The organism is Streptomyces sp. NPDC127119, assembly GCF_042677425.1.
In the GTDB taxonomy this organism is placed as follows: domain Bacteria; phylum Actinomycetota; class Actinomycetes; order Streptomycetales; family Streptomycetaceae; genus Streptomyces.
On the sequence record NZ_JBHXTO010000035.1, the window covers coordinates 18,625 to 37,692 of the forward strand.

Genomic DNA, 19,068 nt, shown 5'->3' on the forward strand with positions numbered 1-19,068 from the left:
GGAGAAACCTCAGCCCAGTGCGTTGTCGAGGATTGCCGCCCACTGGGTGACCACCCTGTCCCGGCGGACTGCGTCGTCCGTGAGGAGGTTGGCCAGGCCCAGGCCCCGGGACATGTCCAGGAAGCCCTGGACCGTTTCGCGGACGCCCGGGCGGGTCTCGTCGGCGTTCAGGAGGTCCACGGCTATGCGGTGGGTCTCGCGGCCGACGCGGCCCTCCAGTTCGGTGACGCGGGTGCGCAGCTGGGCCTCGTTCGACGCGGCGACCCACAGGTGGAGGGCGGCGCGGAACAGGGGGCCCGTGTAGAGGTCGACCAGGGCGACGACGACGGCACGGCGGTCCGTGGCGCCCTCGGGGAAGAGGGCGCGCAGCGCGGTGGAGCGTTCCTCGGCGACGTACTCGACGGCCGCCGTGAAGAGGTCCTCGCGGGTCGGGAAGTGGTGCTGGGCGGCACCGCGTGACACCCCGGCGTGTTCGGCGACGACGGAGACCGTGGAGCCCGCCCAGCCGCGTTCGGCGAGGCAGGCGACCGCGGCTTCGAGGAGGCGCTGCCGGGTGGCGCGGCTGCGGTCCTGTTTGGGGACGCGCTCCACCGGCGCCTGTGCCGCGCCGTTCACCACACCCATGAGGGATCCCGTCGTTCGAGGAAGGCCGTCATTCCCTCGCGGGCCTGCGCGGAGGAGAACAGCCGGGCCGAGAGCGCGGTCAGGTCGGCCGCGTCCCGGTCGAAGGTGTCCAGCACCTTAGCCGTGAGCAGCCGCTTGGTCTCGGCCAGCCCCTGGGGGGAAGCGCGGCGCAGTCCGTCGAGCACCGGCGCGAGTACGCCGTCCACGTCCTCCCCCGCCGCTCCGGCCACCGTGACGAGCCCGATCCGGGCGGCCTCGGCCGCGTCGAACTTCTCGCCGGTGAGGTAGTAGCGGGCCACCGCGCGTGGGTCGAGGCGTGGCAGGAGGGGCAGCGAGATCACGGCGGGGGCGACTCCGATGCGTACCTCCGTGAAGGCGAACGTGGCCTCCTGGGAGGCCGCCGCGAGGTCGCACGCGCCGAGCAGTCCGAGGCCGCCCGCGCGGACGTGTCCGGTGACGCGGGCGACGACGGGCTTGGGCAGTTCGACGAGCTGCCGCAGCAGGGCGACGAGCGTGTCGGGGTGCGGCGGGTCGTTGAGGTCCGCGCCCGCGCTGAAGGTGTTGCCGGTGTGGGTGAGGACGACGGCGCGTACGTCGCCGTCCTTGCCGGCTTCCGTCAGCGCGTCCGCGAGGTCTCCCACCAGCCGGGCGGAGAGGGCGTTGCGCCGTTCGGGCGCGTCGAGCGCGAGGGTGGTGATCCCGCGCTCGTAGGACCGCCGCACCGTGGTCATGCGCGCTCCCGCAGTTCTCGTCGGAGGATCTTTCCGGAGGCCGCCCTGGGCACCGTGTCTAGGAACGTGACGTGCCGGATCTTCTTGTACGGGGCGACACGCCCGGCGACGTACTCCATGACGTCGTTCGCGGTGAGGTCGGGCGCGGCCGACTGGCGTACGACGTACGCGTGCGGCTTCTCGTTGTTGTCGGTGTCGTAGACGCCGATGACGGCCGCGTCGGCGATGCCGGGGTGGGTCAGCAGGAGCGCTTCGAGTTCGGCGGGGGCCACCTGGAAGCCCTTGTACTTGATGAGTTCCTTGACCCGGTCGACGACGTACAGCCAGCCGTTCGCGTCGACGTGGCCGACGTCCCCGGTGGAGAGCCAGCCGTCGTCGTCGATCATCGCGGCCGTCTCGACGGGTCGGCCGAGGTACCCCTTCATGACCTGGGGACCGCGGATGACGATCTCGCCGCGTTCGTCGACGCCGAGGTCCTTGCCGGGGTCGTCCAGGGAGACGATGCGCATCTCCGTGCCGGCGATGAGCTTGCCGACGCTTCCGGGGGGCGGGTTCGTCTCCTCCAGAGGGACCACATGGGTGCCGGGCGAGAGTTCCGTCATGCCGTACGCCTGGCCGACCGGCGGCAGGCCGAGCCGGCGCGCGCACGCTTCGGCGAGTTCGGCGTCCAGGGGGGCCGCCGCGCTGATGACGTACTTCAGGGACGACAGGTCGTACCCCTCGACGGCCGGGTGCTTGGCGAGGGCGAGGACGATCGGCGGGGCCACATAGAGGCCGGTGATGCGGTGTTTCTCGATGGCCGCGAGGAACGTGTCGAGGTCGAAGCGCGGCAGCACGACGACGGTGGCGCCCTGCCTGAGGGGTGCGTTCATGAGGGCGGTCAGCCCGTAGATGTGGAAGAACGGCAGCACGGCGAGGATGCGGTCGCCGGGGCCCATCGGCATGGTGGGCGTCAGCTGCGCGAGGTTGGTGGCGATGTTCCGGTGGGTGAGCATCACACCCTTGGGGGTGCCGGTCGTCCCTGAGGAGTACGGGAGGGCCGCCACGTCCGCCACCGGGTCGATGTCGATCTGCGGCTCGGGGGCGGTGGAGCCCAGCATGTCGAGCAGCGAGCGGTGCCCCTCGGCCTGGTCGCAGACGAGGATCTCCCGTATTCCGCCCGCGAGTTCGGCCGCCGCGCGGGCCGTCTCCAGGAGCGGCGACACGGTGACGATCCACTGGGCGCCGCAGTCCCGCAGCTGTTTCGCGAACTCCTCGGGCGTGGCGAGGGGGTGCACGGTGGTGACCGACGCCCCCGCGCGCGTGGCGGCGTAGAACGCGGTGGGGAAGGCGACCGTGTTGGGGCTGTGCAGGGCCAGTACATGGCCCTTCCGGACACCGAGTTCGGCGAGCGCGGCGGCGATGCGGCGGTGGAACGTGTCGAGTTGGGCGTAGGTGAGGGTCATGCCGTTCACGCCGTCGATCAGCGCGGGTGCGTCGCCCCGGGAGGCGGCATGGCCCAGCACCGCCTCGTGGATGGGTTCTTCGACCGCGGGAACGTCTTCGTACTCGCTGCGGAACACCATGGCGGGCCCTTTCCAGGAGCCGGAAGTTGCACGGAAGCCGGAGGCTGTACGGGGGATGGAGGCTGTAAGGGAGATGGTGCCTAATAGGACTTGGGCAGGCCCAGGGTCTGGTGCGAGACGTAGTTGAGGATCATCTCGCGGCTGACGGGTGCGATACGGGCCACCCGGGACGCGGTGATGAGCGACGCGAGGCCGAACTCGCCGGTCAGGCCGTTGCCGCCGAGCGTGTGCACGGACTGGTCGACGGCCTTCACACAGGCCTCCGCCGCCGCGTACTTCGCCATGTTGGCGGCCTCCCCGGCGCCGACGTCGTCTCCGGAGTCGTACAGGAGGGCGGCCTTCTGCATCATCAGGCGGGCGAGTTCGAGGTCGATGTGGGCCTGGGCGAGGGGGTGCGCGATGGCCTGGTGGGCGCCGATGGGCTCCCGCCAGACGGTGCGCTCACGGGCGTAGACGAGGGCCTTGGAGAGCGCGTAGCGGCCCATGCCGATCGCGAAGGCGGCGGTCATGATGCGCTCGGGGTTGAGGCCCGCGAAGAGCTGGAGCAGGCCCGCGTCCTCGTCGCCGACGAGCGCGTCGGCGGGCAGCCGTACGTCGTCCAGGGTCAGCTCGAACTGCTTCTCCGCGCCGTGCAGTTCCATGTCGATCTGCCGCCGCCCGAAGCCGGGGGCGTCGCGCGGGACGATGAACAGGCACGGCTTGAGTTTGCCCGTGCGGGCGTCCGCCGTGCGGCCGACGATGAGGGTGGCGTCGGCGATGTCGACGCCCGAGATGAACACCTTGCGGCCGGTGAGGATCCAGTCGGCCCGGTCCTCCGGCTGTCCTGCCGGGCCGTCGGTGGCGCGGCGGGCGGTGGTCGTGATGCGGTGGCTGTTGGAGCCGGCGTCGGGTTCGGTGATGCCGAAGGCCATGGTGCGGGTGCCGTCGGCGAGGGCCGGGAGCCACTCCTGTTTCTGCTCTTCCGTACCGAAGCGGGCGATCACCGTGCCGCAGATGGCCGGTGAGACGACCATCATGAGGAGGGGGCAGCCCGCGGCGCCGAGTTCTTCGAGGACTATGGAGAGTTCGGCTATGCCGCCGCCTCCGCCACCGTGTTCCTCCGGAAGGTTGACGCCGAGGTAGCCGAGCTTGGCGGCTTCCGCCCACAGTTCTGTGGGGTGGGACTTTTCCGCGATGACCTTGGCGAGGTATTCGCGGCCGTAGCGGTTGCCGAGGGCGGACACCGCTGCGCGGAGGGCCTTGTGTTCGTCGGATTCCAGGACCGTTGCCATGAGGGCTCCTCGGGGGAGGGGGCTGGTGTCGGGTGGAGGGTGCGGGTGCGGGTGCGGGTGGAGGGTGCGGGTGCATCGTGGCTGGTCGCGCAGTTCCCCGCGCCCCTGAAGGACGAAGGCAAAGGATTGCGCCGTTCCCCGCGCCCCTAAAGGGGCTCGACCACTGCCAACAAGGTGCCGACCTCCACCTGTTGGCCCGTGCTCACACGCAGGGCCGTCAGTGTGCCTGCTGTCGGGGACGTGATCTTGTGTTCCATCTTCATCGCCTCCAGCCAGATCAGGGGCTGGCCCGACCGGACCGGGGTTCCTTCGGTGAGGCCTTCCGCCAGGCGGACGACCGTGCCGGGCATGGGGGCCAGGAGGGAGCCGGGGGCGTGGTCGGGCTCGGGGGCGGGGAAGCGGGGCAGGGCCGTGAGCGTGGTGTCGTTCACGTGGACCCGGTCGCCGTACCGGGACACCGCGAACTTGCGGCGTACGCCCGCTATTTCGAGTACGACGAGGTCCGCACCTGCCTGAACCACGTGGACGCCGTCGGCGGCCGGGCCCTGCCGGGTGTGCCGGTAGTGGACCTCGTGCTCCTCGCCCGCCACCAGGTAGCGCCTGCTCTGCGGCTGCGAGGGCAGGTTCCGCCAGCCGCCGCCGAAACGGGAACGGCCGTGCGCGTCGGCGAGCGCGGCGGCCAGGGGGGCGTACGGGTCCGGGGTCGCCTCGGTGAGGTCGGCGAGGTGGTGTGCGTAGAAGGCCGTGTTCATCCGGGCCGCCGTGAACTCCTCGTGGCGCAGGGAGCGTACGAGGAGGTCGCGGTTGGTGACCGGGCCGTGGACGGTCGCCCGCTCCAGGGCTCCGGCGAGCCGTCGGATCGCCTCCGCGCGCGTGGGCGCGTGGGCGACGGCCTTGGCGAGCATGGCGTCGTAGTGGACGCCGATCGTGTCGCCGTCGCCGTACCCGGTGTCCAGGCGGACGCCGGGTACGGCCAGCCGGTGCAGGGTGCCGGTCTGGGGGGCCCAGTCCTGGGCGGGGTCCTCGGCGTAGAGGCGGGCCTCGACCGCGTGGCCGGAGGGAGCCGGCGGGTCGCCGTCCAAGGTGCCGCCCTCGGCGACGCGCAGTTGCAGGGCGACCAGGTCCGTCCCGAACACGGCCTCCGTCACGGGGTGTTCGACCTGGAGGCGGGTGTTCATCTCCAGGAAGTGGACGCGGTCCCCGTCGTCTCCGCCGGCCGAGACCAGGAACTCCACCGTGCCCGCGCCCGTGTAGGAGATCGTGCGGGCGGCGGCCGTGGCCGCAGAGAGCAGGCGCTGTTCCGTCTCGGGGCCGAGGCCCGGCGCGGGGGCCTCCTCGATGACCTTCTGGTGGCGGCGCTGGAGGGAGCAGTCCCGGGTGCCGAGCGCCCACACCGTGCCGTGGCCGTCGGCGACGATCTGCACCTCGACGTGCCGCGCGTGCTCGACGTACGGCTCGACGAAGACCGTGCCGTCCCCGAAGGCGCTCTCGGCCTCCGCGGAGGCTGCCGCCAGCTCATCCTTCAGGTCGACGAGTTCGCGGACGACGCGCATACCGCGTCCGCCGCCGCCCGCCGACGCCTTCACCAGGACCGGCAGGTCCTTGTCGGTCACGGCGTCCGGGGCAAGGGGTGCGAGCAGCGGCACCCCGGCGGCGGCCATCAGCTCCTTGGCGCGGGTCTTGGAGGCCATCGCCTCGATCGCCTCGGGGGACGGTCCGACCCAGACGAGGCCCGCGTCGAGGACGGCCCGCGCGAAGTCGGCGTTCTCGGAGAGGAAGCCGTAGCCGGGGTGCACGGCGTCGGCGCCCGCCGCGACGGCGGCCTTCACGATCAGCTCGCCGCGCAGATACGTCTCGGCGGGCGAGCTGCCCGGCAGGCGTACGGCGGAGTCGGCCACGCGCGCGTGGAGGGCGTTCGCGTCGGCGTCCGAGTACACGGCGACCGTACGGACGCCCAGCTCGTGGCAGGTGCGGAAGACACGGCAGGCGATCTCGCCGCGGTTGGCGACCAGCAGACTCGAAATCATGAAACCCCTCACAGGACTGCTCACCAGGTCTCTCACATCCGGAAGACGCCGAAGCCGCCGCGCGCGCCCTCGTAGGGGGCCGTGTGGATCGCGGACAGGCACAGGCCGAGGACGGTTCGGGTGTCGCGCGGGTCGATGACGCCGTCGTCGTAGAGCCGCCCGGACAGGAACATCGGCAGGGACTCGGACTCGATCTGCTGCTCCACCATGGCGCGCAGGGCCGCGTCGGCGTCGTCGTCGTACGGCTGCCCCTTCGCGGCGGCGGACTGGCGGGCGACGATCGACAGGACTCCGGCGAGCTGCTGCGGGCCCATGACGGCGGACTTGGCGCTGGGCCAGGCGAAGAGGAAGCGCGGGTCGTACGCGCGACCGCACATGCCGTAATGGCCCGCTCCGTAGGAGGCGCCCATGAGGACGGACAGGTGCGGGACGCGGCTGTTGCTCACCGCGTTGATCATCATCGCGCCGTGCTTGATGATGCCGCCCTGCTCGTACTCCTTGCCGACCATGTAGCCGGTGGTGTTGTGCAGGAAGAGCAGCGGGATGTCGCGCTGGTTGGCGAGCTGGATGAACTGGGCGGCCTTCTGCGATTCCTCGCTGAACAGCACGCCGCGCGCGTTGGCGAGGATGCCGACGGGATAGCCGTGCAGGCTCGCCCAGCCGGTCGTCAGGCTCGTCCCGTAGAGGGGCTTGAACTCGTCGAAGTCGGAGCCGTCGACGATCCGGGCGATCACCTCGCGCGGGTCGAAGGGGTGCTTGAGGTCGCCGGGGACGATGCCCAGCAGCTCCTCCGGGTCGTACTTGGGCGGCTCGGCCGGGGCCGGATCGGCGTACGCCTTGCGGTGGTTGAGGCGGGCCACCACGCGCCGCGCCTGCCGCAGGGCGTCCCGTTCGTCGACGGCGAAGTAGTCGGCGAGACCCGACACGCGCGCGTGCATCTCGGCGCCGCCCAGGGACTCGTCGTCGCTCTCCTCGCCGGTGGCCATCTTCACCAGCGGCGGTCCGCCGAGGAAGACCTTCGCGCGCTCCTTGACCATGATCACGTGGTCGGACATGCCGGGGATGTACGCGCCGCCCGCGGTGGAGTTGCCGAAGACGACGGCGACGGTCGGGATACCGGCCGCCGAGAGCCGGGTGATGTCCCGGAAGATGGCGCCCCCGGGGATGAAGATCTCCTTCTGGGAGGGCAGATCGGCGCCGCCCGACTCGACGAGGCTGATGCTCGGAAGACGGTTGGCGTAAGCGATGTCGTTGGCCCGCAGGGCCTTCTTCAGGCTCCAGGGGTTGCTGGCTCCGCCGCGTACGGTCGGGTCGTTGGCCGTGATCAGGCACTCGACGCCCTCGACGACACCGATGCCCGTGACGAGCGAGGCACCGACCGTCCAGTCGCTCCCCCAAGCGGCGAGCGGCGACAGTTCGAGGAACGGCGTGTCGGGGTCCAGGAGCAGCTCGATGCGTTCCCGGGCGAGCAGTTTGCCGCGCTTGCGGTGCCGGGCCACGTATTTCTCGCCGCCGCCCGCGAGGGCCTTGGCGTGCTCGGTGTCGAGGTCGGCGAGCTTGCCGAGCATGGTCTCGCGGTGGGCCGCGTAGTCGGCGGAGGAGGTGTCCAGCGCGGACGCCAGGACCGTCACAGCAGTACCTCCGGTATGTCGAGGTGGCGGGAGCGCAGCCATTCGCCGAGGGCCTTGGCCTGCGGGTCGAAGCGGTGCTGCGCGGCCACGCCCTCGCCGAGGATCCCCTCGACGACGAAGTTCAGGGCGCGCAGGTTGGGCAGGACGTGCCGTACGACGGTCAACTCTGCCGTCTCCGGGAGGAGTTCGTGGAACTTGTCGACGGTGAGGGTGTGGGCGAGCCAGCGCCAGGCGTCATCCGTGCGCACCCAGACGCCGACGTTCGCGTTCCCGCCCTTGTCGCCGCTGCGGGCCCCGGCGACGAGGCCGAGGGGCGCGCGGCGCACGGCGGACCCGGCGGTCGGGAGGGGTGCGGGGAGCGGCGGTTCCTGAGAGGGCCCGAGAGGCTGGAGTACGCGGGTGTCGTGGGGCGGCGGCACAGTGATCCGGCGCCCGTCGTGGAGGACCGCCACATGGTCCACGTCCACATGGGGGACGTACACATCCTCGAAGACCCCATAGGGGGCGCCCTTCCCCGGTGGTGCCATCACATGGAATCCGGGGTAGCTGCCCAGGGCCAGTTCGATGGCGGCTCCGCTGAGGGCGCGGCCCACGGTGTCCGGGTCGGGGTCGCGCACGACGAGCCGGAGCAGGGCGCTCGCGGTCTCCTCGGTGGGCGCGTCGGGGCGGTCGGTGCGGACGAGCTCCCAACGGACCTCGGCGGGACGGGACTTGGCTCCCGTGAGCGCGGTCTCCAGCTGGGCCCGCACGAAGGCGGCCTTCGCCTCGATGTCGAGCCCGGTCAGCACGAAGGCGACCTCGTTGCGGAAGCCGCCGAGCCGGTTGAGCCCGACCTTGAGCGTGGGCGGCGGCGCCTCGCCCCGCACTCCTGCGCCCCGCACTCCGTCGACACGGACCCGGTCGGGGCCCTCCTGGGTGAGGCGGACCGAGTCGAGGCGGGCGGTGACGTCGGGTCCGGCGTACCGGGCGCCCGCCGTCTCGTACAGGAGCTGGGCGGTGACCGTGCCGAGGTCCACGACGCCGCCGGTGCCGTCGTGCTTGGTGATGACGCTCGTGCCGTCCTCGTGGAGCTCGGCGACCGGGAAGCCGGGGTGGCGCAGCCGGGCCGGGTCGTGCTCGGCGAAGAAGGCGTAGTTGCCGCCGGTGGCCTGGGTGCCGCACTCCAGCACGTGTCCGGCGACGACGGCTCCCGCGAGGCGGTCGTAGGCGTCGGGCGCCCAGCCGAAGTGGGCGACCGCGGGCCCGGTGACCAGGGCGGCGTCGGTGACCCGGCCGGTGACGACGATGTCCGCGCCCTCGCGCAGACAGGCGGCGATGCCCGCGCCGCCGAGGTAGGCGTGGGCGGCGAGGTGCCCGGGGCCGGGGTACCGGGCGGTCAGGTCGTCGCCCTCGACGTGGGCGACCCGCGCCGGGATGCCGAGCCTGGCCGCCAACTCCCGTACGGCGTCAGCGAGTCCGGCCGGGTTGAGGCCGCCCGCGTTGGCCACGATCCGTACGCCCCGCTCGTGGGCGAGACCCAGGCACTCCTCCAGCTGGCGCAGGAAGGTGCGGGCGTAGCCGCCGGCCGGGTTCTTGAGGCGGTCGCGGCCGAGGATGAGCATGGTCAGCTCGGCGAGGTAGTCGCCGGTCAGGACGTCCAGCGGGCCACCGGTGAGCATCTCGCGCAGGGCGTCGAAACGGTCGCCGTAGAAGCCGGAGGCGTTGCCTATGCGGAGGGGGCGGACGGCCGGGCTTGGCGCCGGGTTTGGTGCGCCGGTGGTGAGGGTGCCGGTGGTGAGGGTGCCGGTGGCGGGGCCGCCGGTGGTGGGGCCGTCGGTCATTCCGCGGTTCCCTTCGGTGCGCGGCCCGTGCCGGGCGGGCCCGCGAAGGCCTGGGCGATGTCCAGCCAGCGGTCGGCGTCGGGGCCCTCCGCCCGGACCGCGAGGTCGACGCGGTTCGCCCGCTGGGTGACGAGGAGGCAGAAGTCGAGCGCGGGGCCGGTCACGCGCTGGGCGGCGTCCCCGGGTCCGTACGCCCACACCTCGCCCGAGGGCGCGGTGAGCTCGACGCGGAACTCCTCCTCGGGCGGAGTGAGCCCCCGTACCCCGAAGGCGAAGTTCCGGGCCCGCACACCGATGCGCACCACATGACGGAGACGGTCGGTGGGTGGCCTCATCACATGCAAGGCGTCCGCGATGTCCTGGCCGTGGGCCCAGGTCTCCATGAGACGGCCCGTTGCCATGGAGGCCACCGACATGGGCGGCCCGTACCAGGGGAAGCGCGTTCCGGCGGGTGCCGCGCGCAGGGCCTTCTCCAGCGCCTGCCGTCCGGCACGCCACTTCGCGAGAAGCCGGTCCGGGGGCAGCGCGGCCCCCTCGTCCGCGCCCTCGTCCACGAAGCCGTCCGGCGAGGCGAGCGCCTTCTCGACCTCCCGCGCGAAGGCCGCCGCGTCGGTCACGGCGAGCAGGGCGGACCGGTCGGTCCAGGCGAGGTGCGCGATCTGGTGGGCGACGGTCCATCTGGGGGCCGGGGTGGCGAGCGCCCAGCGATCCTCCGCCAACTCACCTACCAGGGCGTCGAGTTGCTCGCTCTCCCGGCTCAGATCGTCGATCACGGACGACGGATCGGACACGATGGCGCTCCCCTCGGGGCACGACGGTGTGCGGTACGCGGTGTACAGCGTGCGGTGCATGGCGTGCGGTGCATGGCGTGCGGTGCATGGCGTGCGGTGCGTTCTGGAGCATGGCAGCGGCCGGAGAAACAATCAAGCGTGCTTGCATTGATTGATGCGGACGCAGGAGCTGAGCACACGTGGGCCCATGCCATGGGTTGTCGCGACCTCATGGGTCAGGCAACACACATGTGCCTATTGAGGTGCGTTCCAGGCATTGCCGGACACTTCACCCGGGAGCAGCATGCGGTGTACGGCGGGGGCGCACACCGCGGTCACCCGTCCCGACATCCGACAGGGTTACAGAGAGGGCCACATGAGCACCCATTCGGAACCCCTGCGTCGCCTGGCGCTGGACAGGCTCATCAAGGACGCCGGTGGAACGGCACTGCCCGACGACGCGTCCGACGAACCGCATTTCGCCGAACTGCTCGACGAATGCGCGGCATTGATCGACGAGATCACCTTCACCAAGAAGAACGACGGATTCGTGGCGCAGGCGACGATGGGCACCCATCCCCTCGTCACCTACGACCCCGCGTACTCGTCCGGGGAGGCCACCACGGACGACGTACCTTTCCGCACGGCCTCGATACTCCACGAGATCATGCACGTGAGCGTGGACAAGCTCTACGACAAGCCCACCGATCCGAGCGAGAAGACCTACTGGCAGTCGGTGAACTTCCACTACGCCACGACAGCGGGCAGTTCGTTCGCCGAGCAGAGCCAGACCGTGACGGAGAACCTGCAGAAGGTCATGGCCCGCGCCACCGCCGACTCCAAGGTGGACACGACGCTGCGCAGCCACATCGAGAGGCGTTACATCTACGGCTGCGCCGGCCCGCACGTCCACTACGACACGGTCCTGCTCGACCTTCTCGTCTATCTGCGCCTGAAGGGGCACAGCAAGAAGAACGTGCTCTTCGCCTACCTGACCAAGCTGTCGCAGGAGGCACGGAACCGTCGCATGGACTCGAAGGGCGGCCCCGTACCGCCCGCGTCCGCGACCTGAGAGAGGGCCCGCCCTCCGCGGTCGCCGCGCCCCCGGTCCGCACCCCGGGAGCGTCCGGCCGACAGGCCCGCAGTGGCCGCCCTAGCCCACGTTCCTGGCTTTGCCCCGGCCCACCTGGGTGCGTACCGCTCCCATGCTCGCCGCGATGACCAGGCCGATCGCCAGGCCCTCGGTGACGGACAGCGTCTGGCTCAGGACGAGGAAGCCGGCGACGGAGGCGACGGCCGGTTCCAGGCTCATCAGGACCGCGAAGGTGGAGGCGGGCATCCGGCGCAGGGCCAGTAGTTCCAGCGTGTACGGGAGGACCGAGGAGAGGACCGCGACGGCCGAGCCCAGGGCGAGCGTGGTCGGGTTCAGGAGCTTGTCGCCCGACTCGACGAGGCCCAGAGGCAGGAACGCCACGGCCGCGACCACCATCGCGAGCGCCAGCCCGTCGGCCTGCGGGAAGCGACGCCCCGTACGCGCGCTGAAAACTATGTACGCGGCCCACATGGCGCCTGCCGACAGGGCGAAGGCCACGCCTGCGGGATCGAGGGTGCTGAAACCTCCGCCGCCCAGCAGGAAAACACCTCCGAGGGCGAGGCCCGCCCAGACGAGGTTGACGGCCCGGCGCGAGACGACCACCGAGAGGATCAACGGGCCGAGCACTTCGAGGGTGACGGCGGGGCCGAGCGGGATGCGGGCCACCGACTGGTAGAAGAGGCCGTTCATCGCGGCCATCGTGATGCCGAAGACGACGACTGTGCCCCAGTCCGCGCGGGAGTGTCCGCGCAGCCTGGGCCGGCAGATCACCATCAGGACGAGCGCGGCGACCGCCAGGCGCAGGGAGACCACTCCGAGCGCCCCTGCGCGCGGCATGAGGCTCACGGCGAGGGCGCCGCCGAACTGGACGCTGATGCCGCCGGCCAGGACCAGGCCGACCGGGCCGAGGGCTCGGATGCCTCGGGGAGGCGCCTCCGTGGACGGCTCGGACGTGGGGTCCGGGGTCGCTGCGGCCTGGCCCGGCTGGGCCTGCTGGCCGGATACGGGGGCCGGGCCCGCCACTGCGGTCGCGGGGTCGGCGACCGGGAGGGGCTGGTCGGCGCGGGGGATGGTCACGGGGCGTCCAGGAAGTTCGGGTGAGTGCACGGTGTGTACATCGTGGTGGACTTGCCAGTCCAGGGTAATGGACTTCGTCAGGGTTGTGAAGCGGGTTTGGAGCTTACGCGTGCGCTCCGCTGGGGGTGGGGTGCCCTAGTGAGTGGGGGTGGGGGGCGTGAGGGAGTGCGGGTGCGTTGTGGCTGGTCGCGCAGTTCCCCGCGCCCCTTGGGGGGTGGGGGTGACCGTCGTACGGTCCGTGCGGGTCTGCTGTGGCTGGGCGCGCCGTTCCCCGCGCCCCTTAAAGGCAAAAGATTGCGCCGTTCCCCGCGCCCCTTGGGAGCCGTTCCCCGCGGCCCTTGAGAGGTGGGGCTCAGTTGTCAGGAGGTTGGTAGGGCTTCTGCCAGGATCTCTGCCAAGTGGTGGGCCTGGGCCCTTGCCGTCTGGTGCAGTTGGGTGCGGCAGGAGAAGCCGTCGGCCAGGACCAGGGTTCCTTCCGCCGCCTCTCGGACCGCCGGGAGCAGTTGTTCCTCGGCGCAGGCCGTCGACACCTCGAAGTGGCCCTTCTCGAAGCCGAAGTTCCCCGCCAGGCCGCAGCAGCCGCCCGCCAGGGTGCCGGTCAGGCCCGCCGCCTCGCGCAGGCGGCGGTCCGCCGCGTCGCCCAGGACCGCGTGCTGGTGGCAGTGGGTCTGGCCGACGACCGGGCGGTCCACACGCGGGGGCGTCCAGTGCGGGGCGTGGCGTTCCAGGGCCTCCGCGAACGTCACCACCGCCGCCGCCAGACGCCGCGCGCGCGGATCGTCGGGCAGCAGCTCCGGCAGATCCGTACGCAGGGCTGCCGCGCAGCTCGGTTCGAGGACGACGACGGGCGGGGGTTCCGAGGCGGACGCCGGGGCCAGGAGCGGGTCCATCAGGTCGAGGGTGCGGCGCATCACCGTACGGGCGCGGTCCAGTTGTCCCGTCGAGACGTAGGTCAGGCCGCAGCAGACCTGCGGACCGGGACCGCGGGAGGACGGTCGTCCGCCGGCGGTCACCGGCGTCACGTTCAGGCCGGCCGCCTCCAGGACCCGTACGGCCGCCCTGCCGACGGACGGGGAGAGGTGCTCCGTGAAGGTGTCCGGCCAGAGGAGGACCGTCCTCGGCGCGGCGGATTCCGTCGCCGGGTGCGCGGGCCCCGTCCGCGCGCCGCTGTCCCGTGCCCACCACCGGCTGAACGTCTCGCCCGCCACCCGTGGGATCTCCCGTTCCGGCGCGATGCCGCCCAGCCGTTTGGCGAGCGCCGCCAACGGCCGTACCGAGGCGAGGAAGTTGAGCGCCCGTGCCGTACGCGTGCGGTCCACCAGGCGGAGCCACCACGGCAGCCACCCCATCGCGTAGTGCGCGGCCGGGCGCCTGCGGCCCTGGTAGTGGTGGTGCAGGAACTCCGCCTTGTACGTGGCCATGTCCACGCCCACCGGGCAGTCCGAGCGGCAGCCCTTGCAGGACAGGCAGAGGTCCAGCGCGTCGCGTACCTCCGTGGAACGCCAGCCGTCCGTGATCACCTCGCCCGCCAGCATCTCGTGCAGCAGCCGCGCGCGGCCCCGCGTGGAGTGCTCCTCCTCACCGGTGGCACGGAAGGACGGGCACATGACCGAGGAGCCCCCCGCGGTCGCGGTGCGGCACTTGGCGACGCCCACGCACCGGCGTACCGCCGCCGAGAAGTCCCCGCCGTCGGCCGGGTAGCCGAACTCGACGTCCACCGGTTCGCGCGGGAGGGCCGCGAACCGCAGGTTCTCGTCCAGCCGGTGCGGCCTGACCAGCATGCCGGGGTTGAGCAGGCCGTCCGGGTCCCAGAGGTCCTTCACCCGCTCGAAGAGACCGACGACATGGGGCCCGTACATCTTCGGCAGCAGTTCGGCCCGCGCCTGGCCGTCCCCGTGCTCCCCCGACAGCGAGCCGCCGTGCGCGACGACGAGTTCGGCCAGTTCCTCCGAGAAGCGGCGGAAGCGGCCCACGCCCGCGGATGTCAGCAGGTCGAAGTCGATGCGTACGTGGATGCAGCCGTCGCCGAAGTGGCCGTAGGGCGCCCCGCGCAGTCCGTGCGACGTCAACAGGCCCCGGAAGTCCCGGAGATACGCGCCCAGCCGGGCCGGTGGCACCGCGCAGTCCTCCCAGCCGGGCCAGGCCTCCGTGCCGTCCGGCATCCGGGTCGCCGTGCCGCTGGCGTCCTCGCGGATGCGCCACAGGGTGCGCTGGGCGGCAGGATCGGTGACGACCAGGGAGTCCGTCACGTCCGCCGCGCGGGCGATCGCCTCGGCACGCGCGCGTGCCTGCGCCGCCGTGTCACCGCCCGTCTCCACGAACAGCCAGGCGCCGCCTCGCGGCAGGCCCGCGTCCGGGGGTACGAGGTCGGCCGCCATCCCCTCCACTGTCAGCGGCCCGTGCGGCAGCAGTCCGGCCGCCGCTTCCGCCGCCGCGCTCTCGTCCGTGTAGGCGAGGACGGCGAGCGCACGCGCGCGTGGTGCCTCCACGAGGCGTACGACCGCCTCCGTGAGGATGCCGAGGGTGCCCTCGGAACCGCAGAGGAAGCGGGCCACGTCCGCGCCGCGTTCGGGGAGCAGCGCGTCGAGTGCGTAGCCGGAGATGCGGCGCGGGAGGGTGGGGAAGCCGGTGCGGAGCGTCTGCAACTCGGCCTCCACCAGGGCTCGTAGGCCGTCCGGCGCGCCCGCCCAGTCGGGTCCTGGACGGAGGCGGACGCCTTGGGCGGTGAGTACGGAGAGTTCGCTCACGTTGTCCGCCGTCGTGCCCCAGGCCACCGAGTGCGAGCCGCAGGAGTTGTTGCCGATCATCCCGCCGAGCGTGCAGCGGCCGTGGGTCGAGGGGTCGGGGCCGAAGCGCAGTCCGTGCGGGGCGGAGGCCTCCTGGAGGCGGTCCAGGACGACGCCCGGCTGGACCACGGCCGTACGGGTGTCCGCGTCCACGGAGAGAACACGGTTCATGTGGCGGGTGAAGTCGAGGACGACGCCCGTGCCGGTCGCCTGGCCGGCGATGGAGGTGCCGGCGCCTCGGGCCACGACCGGTACGTCCAGTGCGGCGCACGCCGACAGGGTTGCCGCCACGTCGTCGGCGTCCCTCGGGGCGACCACGCCCAGGGGGACGCGGCGGTAGTTGGACGCGTCCATGGTGTGCAGGGCTCTCGCGGTCGGGTCGAAGGTGACCTCGCCGCGGACGGTTCTGGCGAGCGCGGCGGTCAGTTCGCGTGTCAGCTCCGGCCCGCGATTCGGTTGCGGCCCGCGGTCCGGTTGCGGCTCGCTATTCGGTTGCGGCTGCGGCTGCGGCGTACCGAGATCCGTTTCCCTCATGTGGCCAAGCATGCATCTCCCTCCGGGGGTGGGCGGGAGTGTGCGCCTTCGGCGCGGGGAGGGGGTGTCCTGGGGACTGGGCTTCGGCTGGCCCGCCGTCGGGGCTGGGCGCGCCGTTCCCCGCGCCCCTTACGGGGCTCACGCCCCAACCTCGTCTGAACCGCCGTCGTGGTTGCGCGCGCCGTTCCCCGCGCCCCTGACGGGGGCGCCCGGGGTGGGGCGTTTCATGCGCCCCGTTGTGCGCCGGGGCGGCTCCTCAGGGATTCGGGGACGAATTGTGAGAGTGCGCCAGAACGTGCCCGTTCCGATCACGAAGTCCCATATAGTGACCGCCAGTTGAGCACCAGGTGTCGCATCCCGCCCAGGACACGACCGAGGACACGATTCATGACCGCGCCCACCTCGCAAGCGCGCCCCACGAAAGATCGGCCGTCCCTCGCACAACTCGGCAGCGCACGCCCCCGTCTGCGTGCCGTCGCGGTCGCCCCGCTCCTGACGGTCGTACCGGCCGGATTCGCCGTCGGAGCCGCGGTCGCCCTGGCTCCCGCTCAGGCGCGCGTCCCCCTCGGCTGGGGCCTGGGCGCGGCACTCCTCCTGCTGTGCACGGCCGTGGCCGTGGCCGGCCATGCCGCGCAGACCTCACGATTACTCCTCCGCCGACTCGAAACGGTCTCCCAGGAAGCCGGCCGATTACTCCAGGAGAAGGCCTCCCTCACGGAGGAATCCGCCCGGGAACACGCCCGGCTCACCGACGAGTTCACCCGGGATCGCGCCCGGCTCGCCGAGCAGAACGCCCACCAGAAGGTGCGGCTCGCCGCCGAACTCGACCGGGAGCGCACCCGGCTCGGCGCCGAGAACGCCCGCGTGACCGACGAGTTGCGGCAGGCGAGAACCGACCGGGCCACCGCGATCTCGGCCTCCGCCAACACCGCCGGCCGCCTCCAGGCCCTCACCACGAGCATGCTGGCCGATCTGCGTGCCATGGAGGAGCGGCACGCCGACGAGGACGTGCTCGCCGATCTCCTGCACCTCGACCACAGCACCGCGCAGGCGGGCCGGCTCGCCGACTCCGTCGCCGTCCTCACGGGCGCGCGCTCCGGCCGCCGCTGGGCCCGGCCCATCGGCATGGAGTCGATCCTGCGCGGCGCGATGGGCCGCATCGGCGGCTATCAGCGCGTACGCGTCCACTCGGCGAGCGAGGCGGCGGTCGCCGGGCACGCCGCCGAGGCCGTGATGCACGCGCTCGCCGAGATCCTCGACAACGCCGCGAACTTCTCACCGCCGACGGCCGAAGTGCACGTCTACGTGGAGGAGGTACCGGCCGGGGTCATCGTCTCCGTGGAGGACAGCGGCCTGGTGATGGGCGAGGCGCAGCTCCGCCGCGCCGAACAGGCCGTCTCCGGTACGCGGACGGGGCTCGGCGGCCTCACCGGCGCCCGGCTCGGCCTCACGGTCGTCGGCCTGCTCGCTCGCAAGTACGGCCTGACGGTCTCCTTCCGTCCCTCGGCGCGCGGCGGCACGGGCGTCCTGGTCCGCATCCCGCAGGACATCCTCGCGACCCCGGCGTCGGCTCCGGCCCCCGTTTCCACCTCCACGTCCGGACGGGCAGCCGCAACGGCCTCCGCGCCCACTTCGACACCGCCGCCGTTCCGGGCACCTTTTTCAGCCCCGGCCCCGGCTCCGCCCCCGGTACAGACCCCGTACCTGGTCCCCGACCCGGCCGACCCGACGGACGCCACAGACGCCACAGGCGCGACGGGCCCGGCGGACGCGGCGGACGCGGCCGCCCCGGTCGTACGCGGGTCCTCGTCGCCCTTCCCCGGACCGCGCCCCGGGCCCTGGTCCGACCCGGACGACCCGGAGGAGTTCCCCTGGTCCGGCTCCCACGGGTCGTACGCCGCTTCCCACGCGGTGCCCGACCTGGACCCTGAGCCGGTTCCGGCCCACGGTTTCCGGCCCCGGCCCGCCGGCCACCCCGACCCCTCCAGCCCCTCCAGCCCCTCCAGCCCCTCCGACCGTTCCGATCACTCCGATCACTCTGACCATTCCGATCACATCGAACTGCTCCCGAGGCGTCACCGCGGTCGCACCCTCGCCGAGGCCGAGGCGGCGGTCGAAGCCACCGCGGAAGCCGCTGCGGAATCGGGTGCGGCCGGCGCCGACCGCACCCCCGACGACGTGATGAACCGCGCCACCCGCTTCAACAGCTTCCGCCAAGCCGTGCGCCGCCCTCCGGCGGACGAGCCCGTACAGGCCCGTACGAGCCCTGCCACCCCCCACCCGGAAGGCGACCCCACGTCATGACCGTCCACACCGGCACCACCTCGGCGACCAACACCACCTCCGCCGCCCCGGCCGCCTCCACCCGGTCGACGACCGAGGAGAAGCTCGGCTGGCTCGTACAGGGGCTGCTGGCGCGCACGCCGGGTGCCCGGCACGCGCTCGTGCTCTCCCGGGACGGCCTCAAACTGTGCAGTTCGCCGGAACTCTCCGTCGACCAGGCCGACCACCTCGCCGCCATCGCCGCCGGGATCCAGGCGCTGTCCCACGGGGCCTCCCTCCAGTTCGGGGACGGCACCGGGGACGTACGGTCGGCGATGACCGAGTTCTACGGTGGAATCCTGTTCATCGTCGAGGCGGGCGAGGGCGCGCACCTGGCCCTGGTCACGGCCGAGGAGGCCGACGCCGGGCTCGTCGGACACAACATGGGCCAGCTCGTGGAACAACTCGACGGACACCTGAGCGCGCCACCACGCCTGCCATGAGCCGCCCGGGCAGAGACGACGCGCCCGACCGGCTCTACACCCTCACCCAGGGGCGTACCCGGTCCGCGCCCGGCACGCCCTTCGACCTGCTGACGCTCGTCGTCGCCGAGTGCGATCCGGTGCCCGGCATGCAGTCGGAGCACGCGGCGATCCTGCGCCTCACCGGGCGGCCCACCGCCGTCGCCGAGGTCGCCGCGGAGCTGCGGCTGCCGGTCACCATCACGAAGATCCTGCTCTGCGACCTGCTCGCCGAGGGCCGCGTCAGCGCCCGCCATCCCCGCAGGGCCGAACTCGGCGGCCGGCCCGATCCCCACATCCTGGAACAGGTGCTCGTTGGACTCCGCAACCTCTGACGCCTCCCGGGCACGCCGTCA

The 19,068-nt window shown here is 72.3% G+C and carries 14 protein-coding genes; 4 read left to right on the forward strand and 10 right to left on the reverse strand.

Annotation, left to right across the window (positions count from 1 at the left end; translation table 11 throughout):
• Nucleotides 1-9: 9 nt before the first annotated feature.
• The 8 genes from ACFVH5_RS17815 to ACFVH5_RS17850 form a co-directional block, all read right to left on the reverse strand.
• Nucleotides 10-624: a TetR/AcrR family transcriptional regulator gene (locus ACFVH5_RS17815; RefSeq protein WP_385834615.1), complete on the reverse strand. Its 615-nt coding sequence runs from the start codon at nt 622-624 to the stop codon at nt 10-12.
• Nucleotides 612-1,355 carry an enoyl-CoA hydratase family protein gene (locus tag ACFVH5_RS17820; RefSeq protein ID WP_385834616.1) on the reverse strand — a complete coding sequence of 248 codons (744 nt, stop codon included), beginning with the start codon at nt 1,353-1,355 and terminating at the stop codon, nt 612-614. Before ACFVH5_RS17820 ends, ACFVH5_RS17815 begins: the two co-directional genes overlap by 13 nt.
• Nucleotides 1,352-2,917 (reverse strand): 4-coumarate--CoA ligase family protein, encoded by a 1,566-nt coding sequence (locus ACFVH5_RS17825; RefSeq protein ID WP_385834661.1) that lies wholly within the window; start codon nt 2,915-2,917, stop codon nt 1,352-1,354. The genes ACFVH5_RS17820 and ACFVH5_RS17825 overlap by 4 nt, the downstream gene beginning before the upstream one ends.
• An 83-nt stretch (nt 2,918-3,000) precedes the next feature.
• Entirely contained in the window at nt 3,001-4,191 is a 1,191-nt protein-coding gene (locus tag ACFVH5_RS17830; RefSeq protein WP_385834617.1) for an acyl-CoA dehydrogenase family protein, read from the reverse strand.
• 146 nt (nt 4,192-4,337) lie between these two features.
• Entirely contained in the window at nt 4,338-6,218 is a 1,881-nt protein-coding gene (locus ACFVH5_RS17835; RefSeq protein WP_385834618.1) for an acetyl/propionyl/methylcrotonyl-CoA carboxylase subunit alpha, read from the reverse strand.
• Nucleotides 6,219-6,250: 32 nt separating this feature from the next.
• Nucleotides 6,251-7,849 (reverse strand): acyl-CoA carboxylase subunit beta, encoded by a 1,599-nt coding sequence (locus ACFVH5_RS17840; RefSeq protein WP_385834619.1) that lies wholly within the window; start codon nt 7,847-7,849, stop codon nt 6,251-6,253.
• A complete protein-coding gene (locus ACFVH5_RS17845; RefSeq protein WP_385834620.1) occupies nt 7,846-9,669 on the reverse strand; it encodes an acyclic terpene utilization AtuA family protein in 1,824 nt (607 codons plus the stop codon). The genes ACFVH5_RS17840 and ACFVH5_RS17845 overlap by 4 nt, the downstream gene beginning before the upstream one ends.
• On the reverse strand, nt 9,666-10,460 hold the full coding sequence (locus ACFVH5_RS17850) for a TIGR03084 family metal-binding protein (RefSeq protein ID WP_385834662.1): 795 nt from the start codon (nt 10,458-10,460) through the stop codon (nt 9,666-9,668). The genes ACFVH5_RS17845 and ACFVH5_RS17850 overlap by 4 nt, the downstream gene beginning before the upstream one ends.
• Before the next feature lie 355 nt (nt 10,461-10,815).
• Between ACFVH5_RS17850 and ACFVH5_RS17855 the strand changes: the two genes are divergently transcribed.
• Complete coding sequence (locus tag ACFVH5_RS17855) at nt 10,816-11,511, forward strand: hypothetical protein (protein ID WP_385834621.1); 696 nt, start codon at nt 10,816-10,818, stop codon at nt 11,509-11,511.
• A gap of 81 nt (nt 11,512-11,592) precedes the next feature.
• Here the strand turns inward: ACFVH5_RS17855 and ACFVH5_RS17860 are convergent, their stop codons facing one another.
• Together ACFVH5_RS17860 and ACFVH5_RS17865 are read right to left on the reverse strand one after the other, a co-directional pair.
• A complete protein-coding gene (locus tag ACFVH5_RS17860; protein ID WP_385834663.1) occupies nt 11,593-12,450 on the reverse strand; it encodes a DMT family transporter in 858 nt (285 codons plus the stop codon).
• A 518-nt stretch (nt 12,451-12,968) separates the two neighbouring features.
• Complete coding sequence (locus tag ACFVH5_RS17865; RefSeq protein ID WP_385834622.1) at nt 12,969-15,929, reverse strand: FAD-linked oxidase C-terminal domain-containing protein; 2,961 nt, start codon at nt 15,927-15,929, stop codon at nt 12,969-12,971.
• 387 nt (nt 15,930-16,316) lie between these two features.
• Between ACFVH5_RS17865 and ACFVH5_RS17870 the strand changes: the two genes are divergently transcribed.
• Genes ACFVH5_RS17870 through ACFVH5_RS17880 form a run of 3 tightly spaced genes read left to right on the forward strand, consistent with a single transcriptional unit; the run spans nt 16,317 to nt 19,047 of the window.
• Entirely contained in the window at nt 16,317-18,233 is a 1,917-nt protein-coding gene (locus tag ACFVH5_RS17870; protein WP_385834623.1) for a sensor histidine kinase, read from the forward strand.
• Nucleotides 18,230-18,694 (forward strand): roadblock/LC7 domain-containing protein, encoded by a 465-nt coding sequence (locus tag ACFVH5_RS17875; RefSeq protein ID WP_385834625.1) that lies wholly within the window; start codon nt 18,230-18,232, stop codon nt 18,692-18,694. The genes ACFVH5_RS17870 and ACFVH5_RS17875 overlap by 4 nt, the downstream gene beginning before the upstream one ends.
• Nucleotides 18,691-19,047 carry a DUF742 domain-containing protein gene (locus tag ACFVH5_RS17880; protein ID WP_210881077.1) on the forward strand — a complete coding sequence of 119 codons (357 nt, stop codon included), beginning with the start codon at nt 18,691-18,693 and terminating at the stop codon, nt 19,045-19,047. Before ACFVH5_RS17875 ends, ACFVH5_RS17880 begins: the two co-directional genes overlap by 4 nt.
• The last annotated feature ends 21 nt before the right edge of the window (nt 19,048-19,068 follow it).

Coding starts and splice junctions, on each gene's coding strand:
- ACFVH5_RS17815 (WP_385834615.1), bottom strand. CDS start 624: ATGGGTGTGGTGAACGGCGCGGCACAGGCGCCGGTGGAGCGCGTCCCC.
- ACFVH5_RS17820 (WP_385834616.1), bottom strand. CDS start 1,355: ATGACCACGGTGCGGCGGTCCTACGAGCGCGGGATCACCACCCTCGCG.
- ACFVH5_RS17830 (WP_385834617.1), bottom strand. CDS start 4,191: ATGGCAACGGTCCTGGAATCCGACGAACACAAGGCCCTCCGCGCAGCG.
- ACFVH5_RS17835 (WP_385834618.1), bottom strand. CDS start 6,218: ATGATTTCGAGTCTGCTGGTCGCCAACCGCGGCGAGATCGCCTGCCGT.
- ACFVH5_RS17845 (WP_385834620.1), bottom strand. CDS start 9,669: ATGACCGACGGCCCCACCACCGGCGGCCCCGCCACCGGCACCCTCACC.
- ACFVH5_RS17855 (WP_385834621.1), top strand. CDS start 10,816: ATGAGCACCCATTCGGAACCCCTGCGTCGCCTGGCGCTGGACAGGCTC.
- ACFVH5_RS17865 (WP_385834622.1), bottom strand. CDS start 15,929: ATGAGGGAAACGGATCTCGGTACGCCGCAGCCGCAGCCGCAACCGAAT.
- ACFVH5_RS17870 (WP_385834623.1), top strand. CDS start 16,317: ATGACCGCGCCCACCTCGCAAGCGCGCCCCACGAAAGATCGGCCGTCC.
- ACFVH5_RS17875 (WP_385834625.1), top strand. CDS start 18,230: ATGACCGTCCACACCGGCACCACCTCGGCGACCAACACCACCTCCGCC.
- ACFVH5_RS17880 (WP_210881077.1), top strand. CDS start 18,691: ATGAGCCGCCCGGGCAGAGACGACGCGCCCGACCGGCTCTACACCCTC.